The sequence below is a fragment of the Polaribacter staleyi genome, assembly GCF_038024045.1.
Lineage (GTDB): Bacteria > Bacteroidota > Bacteroidia > Flavobacteriales > Flavobacteriaceae > Polaribacter > Polaribacter butkevichii.
Genome location: NZ_CP150665.1, coordinates 111,666 through 125,695, shown reverse-complemented (window position 1 = coordinate 125,695; position 14,030 = coordinate 111,666). Strand labels below are relative to the sequence as shown.

Sequence of the window (14,030 nt, the reverse complement as noted above, 5' to 3'; positions counted from 1 at the left end):
TTTATTTTTTTATGCTAAAATAAAAAGTAGAGCGTACTTCTGGCTCAGATTCTAAATAAATTTCTCCTTTATATACTTCTACTATCTTTTTTACGATAGATAAACCTATTCCTGTAGACTGATAATCATCTTCTAATTTTTGAAATGCCACAAATATTTTATCAAAATACTTACGATCAATTCCGTTACCATTATCTTTTATATAAAATCTCCAAAAATCAGGAGTTTCTTTAAAGCCAATTTCTACCGTTTTGGCTTCTTTATCATTAAATTTTACAGCATTATTTATTAAATGCTTAAATAATTGGTTTAACCTAAATTTATCTCCTTTTATAGTTGGCAATTTTTCTGGAATACTAAAAGTAGCCGCATTTGATATTTCTTTATTATTTAAAATTTCATCTACTAAAGTATCTAAATTTACATCATAAAAATCTTTTTCAATTTTACCAATGGTAGAATATTGTAAAATACCTTTTACAAGGGTATCCATTTTTTCTACATTATCTCTAATAAATTGTAAATTCTCTTTACCGGTATCATCTAACACGCCAGAATAATCCTCTAAAACCCATGCCGTTAATGCTTCTATGCTTTGTAAAGGCGATTTTAAATCGTGAGAAACCATGTGCGCATAATCATTTAATTCTTGATTCTGACGCTCTAAATTTCTTAAAAGTTTGTCTTTTTGTTGATTAATTTTAATAATTTCTTTGGTTTGATTGTCTATAAAATCAACCAATTTTAAAGAATCTACACTTTCTTTAGGACGATTATTCTTTAAATCATAGAACTGTAATTTGTCTATGACACTTTCTAATTTTGCGATTACTTTTTTTTGAGAATCAGATTCTTCTCTTAATTGTTCATTAGCACAAAACAGCTCTTCAGAACTAAATGTTGTAGCTCTCTGAAGCATTAAAAACTGCTCTTCTGAAGTGCTATAAGATTTATCAATAGCCTCTAAGAATTGTTCTAACTCTGCGTTAGACTGCAATTCTTTGGGTAGATATTTTCTTATTTGTCTTTTTAATAAAGAATTCATTATTCGCTAATTAGTGTAACTGTCATGGTTTGGTTATGTAATTCACAACTATTTTCTCCTATAAAAGGCGCTATTTCTCCGTAAGAATACAACCCTGTTATGGTTGTTGCATCTCCTACAACTTCCATTACCTCTTCTACTTCTTCTTCTACTCTTTGGTCTAAAACTAGTTTTCTACCTATACAACTTACTAAAATGGCCAATTCTGGTTTCTTGTTTCTAAACTCTAAAGCATTTTTAGCCGCTTTTTCTGCTGCATTTACAATATTATCTACATTGGTCATCATTAATTGTACTTTAGAATTCTCTAAAATATCACCTGCCAAAATCATAGAATTTTCTTCTTCATCTATATTTAAAATACTTCTTACAATGGTGTTGTGCCCATCTTCTGTTTTTACATTTAACGGGTATAATAATGCTGCACCTGGCAATTCTTTAGATTTTTCTCCTAAATATTTCTTATATAAATCTAATGCAGGTAAATTATCTAATTCATATAACGTATTTCCTTCTGATTTTGTTACAATTCTTTCTGGTCCAAAAGGAGTCCAACCACCGTTAATAGAAAATGTAATTTCTAAAGACTCACCATACAAGCCAATAGCCACTATTTCTCCTGATTTTGGTTTTTCGTTATAAGAAGCTATTGTTTTTTCAAATCGAGCATCATCTCCACACAAAGCACCCGTAATTAATAAATTATTTTCTGTGGCAGCATTCATACCTCTTGTTAATTGACTTCCGTTTATAAAACTTCCTTCAGAAACAACAAAAACGTGCTTTAAACCTTCTTGAGAAAATTGACTAATTAAATCTTTACCCACAGAAAAACTATCTACTTTAGATGCTGAATTGGAGTCTAAAACATTGGTAGTTTTAATTATAAAATTACTTTTTTCAAATTCTATAGCTGTAATAGTAATACTTTCATCATCTATAGATTCTGATGAAATATCACCACAAGCAGAACCAAATACAATATGTCCGTCTTTAAATTTAGTTCTAATTTCATCAAAAACACTTTCGTCTTCTAATAAATATCTATTTCCAAAAACAAGTACTAAAGGAGCTTTTAGAGGGATGTTTTCTGATAAGTATTTCCAATCAGAATTTTTATTTTTTTTAAGCTGTACAGTTTTCATTTAAGTTTTTTTTATGGTGAAGTAAAAAGTAGTTCCTTTATTTGGTTCACTTTCTAGCCAAATAGTTCCCTCATGTAAGTCAATTATTTTTTTTACAATTGACAATCCTATTCCTGTTGAATCTTCTCTTTTATTTAAAGAGGTAAAAACTTCAAAAATTTTATCATGATATTTTTTTTCAATTCCAATACCATTATCTCTAATTGAAAATTGATAAAAAGAACCATCTTCTTTACAATCTACTTCTACTATACCAATTTCTTTATCACAAAACTTAATGGCATTACTTATAAAATTTTGAAATAATTGTTGAAACTTGGTTTTATCTCCTTTAACAATTGGTAATTTTTTTAAGACATTAACAGAGATATTTTCTGGTATAAATAATATCTTTTTTAAATCTGATAATGTGTTATTTAAATCTACATTTTCATCTTCTTGTGTGCTAGAACCAGCACTAGAATATTCTAAAACATCAGAAATTAGTTTTTCCATAGTTTCTAAAGTATCTTCTACAAGATCAAAATTTTGAAGTGTCATTTCATCAAACTTACCTTCGTTATCTGCTTTAATCCAAGAAACCAATGCGTCGATACTTCTAAGTGGCGATTTTAAATCGTGAGAAACAATATGTGCATATTCATGTAAATGTTCATTACTTTTTTCTAATTCCTTTAAAATTTGCTCTTTTTGTAATTGCAACCTTTTAAATTTAGTAATATCTAGATTCAAAGCAATAGAACCAATATTTTCTCCCAACAAATTATAATTTGGAGCAGCACTTACCAACCAATATTTAGTTTCTCCACTTTTATTTTTTGTTTTAAATTCATAGGAGGTAGATTCTCCTTTAAGACGTTTTTCTTTTTGATCTTTTACAACATTTGAACTATTGTTAAATGCAAAAATATCACGACCTACTTTTCCTATTAATTCTTCTTTGGCATACCCAGACATTTCTAAAAAACTTTGATTTACCATCGAAATTTCATCATCTGTATTAATCTCTACCAAACCTAAATTCATATTGGCAATTATACTGCTATATTTTTCTTTTTCACTTTCTAAACTTAAGCTGTATTTTTTTTCTAAGGTAATATCTCTAAAGGTCCATAAATACCCCTTTATTTTGCCTTCTATAAATATGGGGATATAATTTCTTTCTAAAATAATACCATCTACCATTTCTAATTGCTCTCCAAAAACAGGTTCTCTAGCAGCCACTATTTCATCCATTCTTGCTACAAACGATGCTGATTCTTTAAATAAGACTTTGTTATGTTCTGAGGCTACTTTACAATCCATCCCCAATAAATCTTGAGGTTGAGCATCAACTTTAAATAATTCGCAAAACTTTGTATTTGATAATACTATTTTTCGATTTTCATCTTCTAAAACAATACCACTATTAAGGTTTAGCACAAGTGCAGCCAATCTATTTTCTGACTCTACTAATAAATATTCTTCTTCTTTTTCTTTGGTAATATCTCTAATAATACCTTGTGCTGCAATGGCAATATTATCTTTATCATAAACAATAGTTGCATTTATTTGCAACCACTTAACCTCTTTATTTTTGGTATATATTCTTGCGGTAAAGCCATTAAAAAAACCTTTATCATATAATTCTGTAAAAGATTTATAGGTATACTCTATGTCTTCTGGATAGATAATTTCTGTGACATTAAATCGCTCTACATCAATATCATACCCAAAAAGATCTACAGCTACCTCATTCATTTTTAAAACATTCCCAAACAAATCCATCACTAGATATGCATCATTAATGTTATCAAACAACCCTTTTAATGTAGATGATTTTTCTTCTAAAAGTTCATTTAACTTTATATTAGAATCTTTTAATTCTTCTGAAAGCTCATATAAATCTCTAGATTTATCTTCTAGAATTTTTTCGGCAGCTTTTCTAGCAGCTTTTTCACGTTTTAGGGCGCGTTGTAGTATTTCTATTTGATCTTGACTCATTATTTTTTATTCACAATAAATCGAACTTCGGTACCGTCTTCTTTAATTTTTTCTAATACTATTGAGGCTTCTGTATTAAAATGCTCAAAAGTTTTATTCATTAATCCCAATCCAAAATGATGCATTGCCCTACTAGACTTATACACCATTATTATAGAGTTTTCTGTTTTTTCTTCTACTACAAATGTTGGCAACTCTGCTTCTGGGTAAATTTTTTGCACCTCTACGTGTATATGATTTTCAATAGAAGCCAACATTTCTATTGGGTCTTTATAGGTTGCTAAAAGACCAGGATAACTTCTTTCTATCATTCCAAAAAAGTGCTCTGCATAAACCAAAAGCAAGTTATCTGTAGAAATACCAGTGTTATCACTAAGGTTTGTTACTAATTGTAACATCTCAGAAAAACTATAAGTTCCAACAGATGTATAAATTCCTTCTGATGCTAATTCTGATTGATAAATAATTTTATCAACCATTTCTAAACCAAACTTTTCTTCTACTAGATCTAAAAATTCTGTAAAAACAATTCCTTTCATAATTAGTATTTTTTTAATTCATTCACACTCCAATATGACAATACTGTTTCAATCTTTTTAACATAATCATCATATTTTAAAGGCTTTAAAATATAACCAGAAACACCAAGTTTATAACATTCTTCTAAATCTTTTTGATTATCTGAAGTAGTTAATATGACAGTAGGAATATGTTGTATATTTTCATCCTTTTTTAAGATCGATAGAAATTCTATCCCACTCATTTTAGGCATGTTTAAATCTAATAAAATTAAATCAGGAAAATTACTTTTATCCTGCAAAATTTCTAATGCTACTTCACCGTTTTTAGCTTCCTGCATTGTATGATCTAATTTTAACAATGAAAGTGTTCTTTTCATTTTCATTATTTCAATTAGATTATCTTCTATTAACAATACTTTCAAATTTTTAGACATTTTGTGGGGTTTAACTTTTAATTTCTACAAATTTAGGTTAATAAAACAATGTCTTTTATAGGTAGTTGGTCAGACAATTTAAAGTATCGATGAAATGCAAAAAAGTATAGATAAGATATTTTGGTCTAAACCAAAAAACTCCAACTTTTCAGTTGGAGTTTTTATAAAAAAAATACTTAAATTTATTTTCTAACCGCTTTTACAATAGCTAAAGCTGCTCTTACATCTTTTTCTAATTTTGCATAATCTTTGTTAGCAATAATTTCTTTAGAAATTAATTTAGATCCCATACCAACACAAGTAACACCTGCATCAAACCAACCTTTTAAGTTTTCTTCTGTAGGAGAAACTCCACCTGTTGGCATTACACTTGTCCAAGGTTGTGGGCCTTTAACTCCTTTTACAAATTGAGGTCCATAAATATCACCAGGGAATAATTTTACGATTTCGCATCCTAATTCCTCTGCTCTAGTTATTTCTGTTAATGTACCACAACCAGGAGACCATAATACTTTTTTACGGTTACAAACAATTGCAATATCTTCTCTTAAAACAGGAGTTACAATAAAGTTTGCTCCTAATGCCATATATAATGAAGCTGCTCCTGCATCTGTAACAGAACCAACACCCATAATCATACCTGGTAATTCTGCAATAGCATATTTTGTTAACTCACCAAAAACTTCGTGAGCAAAATCTCCACGTGCTGTAAACTCCATTAAACGAGCTCCACCATCGTAACATGCTTTTAATACTTTTTTACTTAATTCTATATCATTATGAAAAAACAAAGGAATCATCCCTGTATCTTTCATAACCTGTGCTACTTCTAATCTTGAAAATTGTGCCATTTCTATTATTTTTTAATTGTGTAAATGTTTAACTGTGTAAATGTTGTAATAAAATATTACGATTAAACAATTACACAATTAGTCCAAAAATTTATCTTGCTACTCGTCCAGAAGCATCACCACCCATTAATTTTTCTACTTCTGCAACTGTTACTAAATTTGCATCACCTTTAATAGTGTGTTTTAAACAAGATGCCGCAACTGCAAAATCTAATGCATTTTGATCATCTTCTGGGTATGTTAATAATCCGTAGATTAAACCTCCCATAAATGAATCTCCACCACCTACTCTATCTACGATATCTGTAATTTGGTACTGACGTGTTTGTAACATTTCTTTACCATCATATAAAACTCCTGCCCATGTGTTATGAGAAGCAGAAATAGAACCTCTTAAAGTAGTAATTACTTTTTTAGCTCTTGGAAATTTCTCTGTCATTTGCTTACATACAGATAAAAAAGCTTCTGCCTTAACATCATGTCCTGCAGTTTGAACTGCTGCTCCGTCTGGTTTAATACCAAAGTGCATTTCTGCATCTTCTTCGTTTCCTAAAATAATATCACAGTAAGAAGTTAATTCTGTCATAATAGATTCTCTATGTGCAGCATCACAGAAATTCCATAATTTAGCACGATAGTTTAAATCTGTAGAAATAGTAATTCCTTTTGCGCTAGCAGCTTTTACAGCTTCTAAACAAACATCTGCAGAACCTTGAGAAATTGCAGGCGTAATTCCAGTCCAATGGAACCATTCACAACCTTCAAAAACAGCATCCCAATCGATCATTCCAGATTCTATTTCAGCAATTGCAGAATGCGCTCTATCATAAACCACTTTAGATCCTCTAGATACAGCACCTGTTTCTAAGAAATAAATTCCTAAACGGTCTCCACCATAAACAATCTTATCTACACCAACTCCTCTTTTACGCATTTCCATCATTGCACACTCACCAATATCATTTTTTGGTAAACGTGTTACAAAATCTACATCTACTCCATAATTTGCTAATGATACTGCTACGTTAGATTCTCCACCACCATAAATAGCGTCAAAATTATTTGCTTGTGAAAATCTTAAAAATCCTTGAGGAGCTAATCTCAACATGATCTCTCCAAATGTTACTACTTTTGCCATTCTAAATTCTATTTTAATATTACAGTTAATTGGTTAAACGTTTAAGCAGTTTTATAAAATAAAATCAAAAGGAAAGATTTACGCTATCATTTTGATTATAAATATTATCGTACTACATTTGCTTAAACGATTAAGCAAAGATATAAAAAAAATATTATCAAAAAGAAAACTACCATAAAAGATATTGCAAATGTTCTAAACATTTCACCTGCAGCTGTTTCTAAAGCCTTACATAATGATACTCGAATTAGTGAGAAAACAAAAAAAGCAGTTAGACAGGTGGCAAAAAATCTTAATTACCAACCTAATTATCTAGCTAGTGCGCTAAGAAGTGGAAAAAGTAAATTAGTTGGTGTAATAGTACCTAGAACAAACAGCAACTTTTTTTCATCAGTCATTCAAAATTTAGAAGAAGTATTAAATAAGGAAGGTTATAATATTATTATTACACAATCTAACGAATCTTTTAAAAAAGAGTGCGCTAGTATCGATACCTTATTATATACTCAAGTAGATGGCATTATTGCTTCTATGGCCAATGAAACTGTAGATTTAACGTATTTTGAAAAAGTTAAAAAAGCAGGCATTCCGTTAATTATGTTTGATAGAGGTGAAAATGATTTAAATGTCGATTATATTGGTATAGACGATTACAACAGTAGTCAAATAATTGTAGAACATTTAGTAAACAAAGGGTGTAAAAGAATTGCCCATATTGGTGGTTATAAACATACCCGAATCTTTAACAACAGGATTAGAGGTTATATTGATGCCCTAAAAAAAAATAATTTACCTTTAAATGATGAGTTACTAATAGAAAGTAGCCTTACCATAGAAGACGGAAGAGAAAAAATGACACAGCTTTTATCTTTAAAATCTAGACCCGATGCTGTATACGTGGCAGGAGATTATGCTGCTTTAGGCGCTTTACAAGTGCTAAAAGAAAATAATATTAAAATACCCAATGATATTGCCTTAGTAGGATTTGGTAATGAACCCTTTACATCGATGACCACACCTACAATAACAAGTATAGATCAACATAGTGATAAAATTGGTAAACAAGCTGCTTTTGCATTCTTAGAACATGCTAAAAAAGCTGTAGTTAAACAAACGTTTACCAAAATAATTTTAGATGTAGCATTGATAGCCAGAGACTCTACAAATAAAAAGAATTGATACTCTTTTCTATCTCTTTTTATATAAAATTTCTCTTATTTTTGTAGTAGTTTTTAGGCCTTCAAAAACACTTGTTATGAAACAACTTATTATTTTATTATTATTAATTATTGCTGTTAGTATTGGTTTTGGAAAATACCAACAATACAAAAGATACAACACTCCTAATGTTGATTATAAAACAGCTAAAAAATTAGATTTAAGTTATTACAACCAAGAAACTGTACTTAATTACCACAAAGCCATTGAAGCCCTAAATAGTTATGTAAAAATGCAATGGACTGCTAATGATATAGATGTTAGAACCCCCGAAGATGATACTGAAAAAACAAAACTAGCTGTTAAAAAATATGCAGATAAACTTGCAACGATAAGATACTATGAAAATAAATTAGAAAACTCTTTCGTTTTAAAAGCAAACGGTTTAAACAACAAAGAAATACAATTTTTAGAAGAAACAGGAACTGATTTTAAAGCCTACCAAAAATCTTTAGCAAAAAACAAAATTAAAAGTATGTTTAATCCCGATAAAGCATTGATTAATGGTCATAAGACTGCTTTTATTTATGAAATTCAAAAGCAATTAAACAAAAAAGGTTTTGAGATTACCACAGATGGTGTTTATAAAATTGAAACCCTAAATGCCATTAAAAGTTTTGAAGAAAAAAACAACCTTTTTGCCGATGGTATTTTAGATATTTTAACTTTAGATGTTTTATTTGAATAAAAAAAGATGCTAGCTTTTACTAACATCTTATCATTATTTTTTCTTTTTAGTAGCCGTTGATTTTGTTTTCTTTTTCTTTTTTCTTGGCATTTTTCCTTTTATTCTATCTTTTTCTATAGTAATGTCTGCCATAAACTCTGAATTAAACGTATGCTCTTTTGCTAATTTTATATACGTCATGGCTGTTTTATACTCTTTTAACTGCTCATGTAATATGGCTTTTTTAAGATATAAAAGTGCTTTATCTGATCCTTTTATAGTTAAAGCAAAATCTATAAAATCTTCTACTTCTTTATAATCTTCATTCCATAAAAGTGTGTTTATATAAGGTGTATAGACCTCAAAAGCATGAATATTTTCTGCCAAAGCTTGTTTAAAATAAACAATTGCTTCTTCATATTTATACAACTTTTCTGCATAAACTCTTCCCATTAAAGTTAATGCCATTGTATTTTTATCATCATAAGACAGCGCAAAATTTAAAGCCTCCATTACCTCTTCTAAATCGAAAGGATAACATTCTAATGCTTTAAAAATATAATTATTTACTAATGTTCCCATCTTTTTTCTTTGTTTGTCATTATAAAATTAATGACTTTTTAATTCTATTTTTTAAAAATCTATTTAAGTTGAATGCTCTATTTCTTAAATGATTTTTCTTTTTGATGCCTCTTTTACATTTGCTTGCTATTATAATTTACAACTTTTTTTTGTAACCTATAAAAAACAACCCTTACTTTGTTTATCTCTTCATCAATTGTGCCAGTTTACAAACTGCTTTCTATAATACAAATTGTCTCTGAATTCTATTAGAAATATTCTTAAAACTTTAGCAACGACAAAAGTACGTTCTGTTTGCCCTTTTTTTGCTGATATTTGTAATATTTTTTAATTGATTTTCTATTTTTAACTAAAACAATTAAAAAAAGTTATAAAATAGGTTTAATTGGACTCCTTTTTTCATTTATAAAAATACTAATTGTTTTTCTATTCTGATGTTTTGTAGGCAAACTTGCTTGCGTTAAGGATTGAAACGACATCCTTTTTGTTTTTTACAAAAAGATATAGTGGAAAGCCTGACCTTTAGGTAACGCCCAAAAAGAAATTATTTTTGCATAAAAAAAGCGTCCAAAAAATTAATTTTGGACGCTTGTAGTATTTTGAATTATAGTTATTCTTTAATAAATTTTGCAGTACCTACAGCATTATCTACAGTGTATTTAATTAAATAAATACCAGATGCTAAGTTAGAAACATCTATAGATTCACTATTTTTATTGATTGCTAAACTGATAACTTGTTTCCCTAAAATGTTATAAATAGTAGCATTTTTAATAGTGCTTGCTGCCGAAATGTTTAAGCTATTAGAAGTAGGATTAGGATACATAGACACATTTAGTAATGTATTGTTTGACACACTTGCTGTTGCTGCATTAAACAACATAAGATCGTCCATATAAAAGGTATAGTTTGCACTACCGTCTCCCATAGTTCCTAAATCGAAAATTAAAACAACGCTGTCATAAGATCCGCTTGGAATTGCTGAATAATCGAACGTAATTGTTTCCCACGCATTTGCTGTGGTTATGGTTATTTCTTTCTCGAAACTAGTAGCTGGACTTGCAGAATTTTCTACTTTTAATAACACTTTTGCATTTGCTCTTGGAGAATATACTTTCATTGTAAAAGTATCATTTGCTGCAAAATCCATTGCTGAACTTAATTTTACGACACTCCCACCCCAAGGTTGGCCTGCATTTTTCACCATTTTACCAACATTTGCAGAAGAATTGTCTGCATTGTTATGTGGGTTTGTTTCTGTGGTAACCACTCCTCCATCAAAATTGGTCCATGTTGTTGCGCTTTCAAAATCTAAAGGCAAAGCAACTGTAGGAAGTACAACACCAGAAGAAGATAAAGCAATATCATCTATGTAAAACGTAAAGTTGGCAGAACCATCGCCCATAGTACCATTATCAAAAATTAAGACCAATTTATCATACGAATTAGCCTTACTTATTGCAGCATAGTCAAAAGTTAACGTTTCCCATCCGTTGGCAATTGTGGTTGTAACTTCTTTTTCGAAACTAGTATTTGCATCTGCAGAATTTTCTACTTTTAATAATACTTTTGCTCCTACTCTTGGTGAATATACTTTCATTGTAAAAGTATCATTATTAGCAAAATCCATTGCACTACTTAACGTTAAGGCACTTCCTCCCCAAGTTTGTCCTGCTACTTTTACCATTTTACCAATATTTGCAGAACTATTGTCTGCATTGTTATGTGGGTTTGTTTCTGTTGATACAACTCCTCCATCGAAATCTGACCAAGTTGTTGTGCTTTCAAAATCTAATGGTAACGAAGCTGTACCTGCAACAGGAGTTTCTGGAGCATCTGTTAATTTTTCTGCATTAAATTTAATATTGTCTATATATATGGTATTTCCTGCTGCTCTATCTGCCATATCTTGCGTCCAATCTACAAAAACAACCATTTGACTGATGTTAGATAAATCGCCATTAGGATTAATCCCAGAAAGATCAAAAGTTAAAGTTTGCCATTCATTTACAACTGTATTACCAACATTTTGGTCTGTAATCTGAAATGAAGTTCCTGCACTATTTGTTCCCATTTTAATACCTACAGTACCTACATAGTTTTTATGTACGTCCATAGTTAAGGTTAAGTTACTGGCAACACTCATATCTATTTTCCAAGTACCAAATTTAGAGTCTTCCCATTTATTATTAACACCTGCGTAAAAAGCATTGCCAGGTCCCATAACAACTTTCATTACTTTAGATGAGGTTGTATTTACACCATTTAAATCTGGATTGTCTACTATTTCTGCTGGAGCGGGTTGGTTATCAAACGTATACCAATTAGACGCAATTCCAGATGGTGTACCTTCTTCAAAATCTAAATGATATTCTTGTTGTTGAGAAAAGCCTATTGATGTGATCAATAAAGCAAATAATAGAGTAATTTTTTTCATAATAGTTATTTCTTTAAATTAGTATACTCAATATTAACCCTAAACTATACAATATTGATTTTTAAGACCTAAACAAAAAACATACAGTTCTAAAAAAATGAATTAAAATAGTAACAAAAGCAATGATAGCATCATAATAATAGTAAATTATTAAAAATGAATAAAAGACAACAAATAGACATTATTTTACAACTGTATAGGTAATGTATTGTTTAAATAGTAAGTGTTGTTATTCTAATTTTTGATGTATAGCTGCATTCAAAAAAAAGAAGACTATAAATAACTAAACACGGACAATAATAGCACAAAAAAAACACATTAAAAACCTAACAAACAACAAGATAACACCATTAAAAAATTTATTAAGAGCTTAATGATATAGAGCTATTAAGAAAGTTACACTCGTTATTAATATACTTATAACCAAAACCAACCTCTTTATATAGATTGATTTTGATACGTCTTAAGGACTTCTTAAAAAAGCATAAAAAACGCTATAAATATCTAGTATTTATAGCGTTTATAAAGAAGTATAAGTTCTTTTATTAATGATTTAGTGTCGTTTATTTTTTCTTTGAATCCTTTTTCTTTTCCTCTTTTCTTTTATTTAATTCTGCACTAATTTCTATTGCTCTTTCTTCTGTTAAATCGTAATCTCTCATAATATACATAGCAATTGCGGTCCCTAAGATAGGAAAAACAGAGAAGAAAAATCTTAACCCAGTAACTGCTCCTTCTGGCTGCGTAGCGGCATCTGGTGTAAAATCTACCATAAGCATTATTAATCCACTTAAACCTCCCGCAATGGCAAAACCAAATTTTACCATCCACCAATAAATTGCACCAAAAATACCTTCTCTTCTTTGTCCGAAATTTAATTCATCTAAATCGCAAATATCTGCGGTCATAGACATCATTATTGTAAATAAACCACCTATACCAAAAGAGAAAAAAGGTAGCGCTAACAAAAATAGATAGGGTTTGCCTGGTATAAAAAGAAACCACAATAAAATGTATCCAAATATTGAAATTCCTTGTGAGATTAAAAAAGCATTCTTTTTACCCATTGCTTTAGATATTTTGGCAACTACAGGTATCACCAAAAAGGTAGTTATTAAAGCACCTACACTACCAAATAGTGTTGGCCAAATCCAAGCTGCGGCAGCATCACCATTAAACAAATAATAAACAATGATAAAAAAAGAAAAAGCTGCAACCGTATTAAATGCATTAAAAATAAAGAAGGTAGCTATACAAAGTTTTCTAAATTGTTTAATTTTAAAGGCTTCTTTAAAACCTTTTAATATTTCTCTAAGACTACCACCAATGTTTTTTATTGTTAAAGGCACCAAACTATCATCATCTAAAGTAGATTTGTCTTTTAAAAATATGGCGGGTACCATGGCTAATAAAGCACATACAATGGCTACCCAAATTGCCAAAGTTCTTGTTGCAACATCTCCAGAATCAAACCAATTAGGGTCGTACATAATTACCCACAACCAAGGTGCTAACACCCAAGCCCATTGCCCAATCCACTGAGATACAGCCATAATGCTGGTACGCTCATGAAAATCATCGCTCATTTCATAGCCCATTGCCACATAAGGAACACTAAAAATAGTTAAGCCTAAATAAAAAACCAAAGACCAAAATAAATAATAAGCAAAATTATAATTTAAACTATCTTCTCTATAAAGTTGCCACATTAATGCAAATGAAATTCCCATTATAATAGCACCAATAAAAACATAATGACGTCTTCTACCATATTTAGAACGGGTATTGTCTGAAATAAACCCCATTATTGGATCTGTAATAGAATCGAAAATACGAGGAAGAAAATACAAGATACTCCACATCCAAGTAGGGAAACCTAAGTCTTTAACTAAGACCACCATAAAAATACCTAAAGCAGCCGGAAACATTTGGTTTGCCAACATGCCCAAACCGAATGCTATTTTTTTTCCCATCGGAACTTTAGAAGATGAATTTGTCTTAGTCATAAT

The 14,030-nt window shown here is 29.9% G+C and carries 12 protein-coding genes; 2 read left to right on the top strand and 10 right to left on the bottom strand.

Annotation, left to right across the window (positions count from 1 at the left end):
* Position 1 precedes the first annotated feature (1 nt).
* The 7 genes from WHD07_RS00475 to WHD07_RS00445 form a co-directional block, all read right to left on the bottom strand.
* Complete coding sequence (locus WHD07_RS00475) at positions 2–1,045, bottom strand: sensor histidine kinase (RefSeq protein WP_343329587.1); 1,044 nt, start codon at positions 1,043–1,045, stop codon at positions 2–4.
* The gene (locus WHD07_RS00470) at positions 1,045–2,190 is read right to left on the bottom strand and encodes an FIST signal transduction protein (protein WP_343329586.1); all 1,146 of its coding nucleotides are present in this window, start codon (positions 2,188–2,190) and stop codon (positions 1,045–1,047) included. Before WHD07_RS00470 ends, WHD07_RS00475 begins: the two co-directional genes overlap by 1 nt.
* Positions 2,191–4,173, bottom strand: coding sequence for a PAS domain-containing sensor histidine kinase (locus WHD07_RS00465; protein WP_343329585.1), 1,983 nt, complete (start codon positions 4,171–4,173; stop codon positions 2,191–2,193).
* On the bottom strand, positions 4,173–4,712 hold the full coding sequence (locus tag WHD07_RS00460; protein WP_343329584.1) for a heme NO-binding domain-containing protein: 540 nt from the start codon (positions 4,710–4,712) through the stop codon (positions 4,173–4,175). The genes WHD07_RS00465 and WHD07_RS00460 overlap by 1 nt, the downstream gene beginning before the upstream one ends.
* 2 nt (positions 4,713–4,714) lie before the next feature.
* A complete protein-coding gene (locus WHD07_RS00455) occupies positions 4,715–5,128 on the bottom strand; it encodes a response regulator (RefSeq protein ID WP_105048253.1) in 414 nt (137 codons plus the stop codon).
* A 182-nt stretch (positions 5,129–5,310) separates the two neighbouring features.
* Positions 5,311–5,979, bottom strand: a complete 669-nt coding sequence (locus tag WHD07_RS00450; RefSeq protein WP_105048252.1) for a bifunctional 4-hydroxy-2-oxoglutarate aldolase/2-dehydro-3-deoxy-phosphogluconate aldolase — start codon at positions 5,977–5,979, stop codon at positions 5,311–5,313.
* A gap of 91 nt (positions 5,980–6,070) precedes the next feature.
* Complete coding sequence (locus tag WHD07_RS00445) at positions 6,071–7,117, bottom strand: sugar kinase (protein ID WP_105048251.1); 1,047 nt, start codon at positions 7,115–7,117, stop codon at positions 6,071–6,073.
* Between the two features lie 153 nt (positions 7,118–7,270).
* Here WHD07_RS00445 and WHD07_RS00440 point away from each other — a divergent pair, with 153 nt between their 5' ends.
* Positions 7,271–8,296 carry a LacI family DNA-binding transcriptional regulator gene (locus WHD07_RS00440; RefSeq protein WP_343331031.1) on the top strand — a complete coding sequence of 342 codons (1,026 nt, stop codon included), beginning with the start codon at positions 7,271–7,273 and terminating at the stop codon, positions 8,294–8,296.
* Between the two features lie 76 nt (positions 8,297–8,372).
* Entirely contained in the window at positions 8,373–9,023 is a 651-nt protein-coding gene (locus WHD07_RS00435; protein WP_343329583.1) for a peptidoglycan-binding domain-containing protein, read from the top strand.
* A gap of 33 nt (positions 9,024–9,056) precedes the next feature.
* On the opposite strand, the gene WHD07_RS00430 is transcribed toward WHD07_RS00435, so the two are convergent.
* From WHD07_RS00430 to WHD07_RS00420, 3 genes are all read right to left on the bottom strand, one after another.
* Complete coding sequence (locus WHD07_RS00430; RefSeq protein ID WP_343329582.1) at positions 9,057–9,584, bottom strand: hypothetical protein; 528 nt, start codon at positions 9,582–9,584, stop codon at positions 9,057–9,059.
* A 610-nt stretch (positions 9,585–10,194) separates the two neighbouring features.
* A complete protein-coding gene (locus WHD07_RS00425) occupies positions 10,195–12,021 on the bottom strand; it encodes a T9SS type A sorting domain-containing protein (RefSeq protein ID WP_343329581.1) in 1,827 nt (608 codons plus the stop codon).
* A 563-nt stretch (positions 12,022–12,584) separates the two neighbouring features.
* A complete protein-coding gene (locus tag WHD07_RS00420; RefSeq protein WP_343329580.1) occupies positions 12,585–14,027 on the bottom strand; it encodes an MFS transporter in 1,443 nt (480 codons plus the stop codon).
* Positions 14,028–14,030: the final 3 nt, after the last annotated feature.

Excerpts from the sequence above, each read along its gene's own strand:
- WHD07_RS00475 (WP_343329587.1), bottom strand. The coding sequence starts at position 1,045 with ATGAATTCTTTATTAAAAAGACAAATAAGAAAATATCTACCCAAAGAA.
- WHD07_RS00470 (WP_343329586.1), bottom strand. The coding sequence starts at position 2,190 with ATGAAAACTGTACAGCTTAAAAAAAATAAAAATTCTGATTGGAAATAC.
- WHD07_RS00465 (WP_343329585.1), bottom strand. The coding sequence starts at position 4,173 with ATGAGTCAAGATCAAATAGAAATACTACAACGCGCCCTAAAACGTGAA.
- WHD07_RS00460 (WP_343329584.1), bottom strand. The coding sequence starts at position 4,712 with ATGAAAGGAATTGTTTTTACAGAATTTTTAGATCTAGTAGAAGAAAAG.
- WHD07_RS00455 (WP_105048253.1), bottom strand. The coding sequence starts at position 5,128 with ATGTCTAAAAATTTGAAAGTATTGTTAATAGAAGATAATCTAATTGAA.
- WHD07_RS00450 (WP_105048252.1), bottom strand. The coding sequence starts at position 5,979 with ATGGCACAATTTTCAAGATTAGAAGTAGCACAGGTTATGAAAGATACA.
- WHD07_RS00445 (WP_105048251.1), bottom strand. The coding sequence starts at position 7,117 with ATGGCAAAAGTAGTAACATTTGGAGAGATCATGTTGAGATTAGCTCCT.
- WHD07_RS00435 (WP_343329583.1), top strand. The coding sequence starts at position 8,373 with ATGAAACAACTTATTATTTTATTATTATTAATTATTGCTGTTAGTATT.
- WHD07_RS00430 (WP_343329582.1), bottom strand. The coding sequence starts at position 9,584 with ATGGGAACATTAGTAAATAATTATATTTTTAAAGCATTAGAATGTTAT.
- WHD07_RS00425 (WP_343329581.1), bottom strand. The coding sequence starts at position 12,021 with ATGAAAAAAATTACTCTATTATTTGCTTTATTGATCACATCAATAGGC.
- WHD07_RS00420 (WP_343329580.1), bottom strand. The coding sequence starts at position 14,027 with ATGACTAAGACAAATTCATCTTCTAAAGTTCCGATGGGAAAAAAAATA.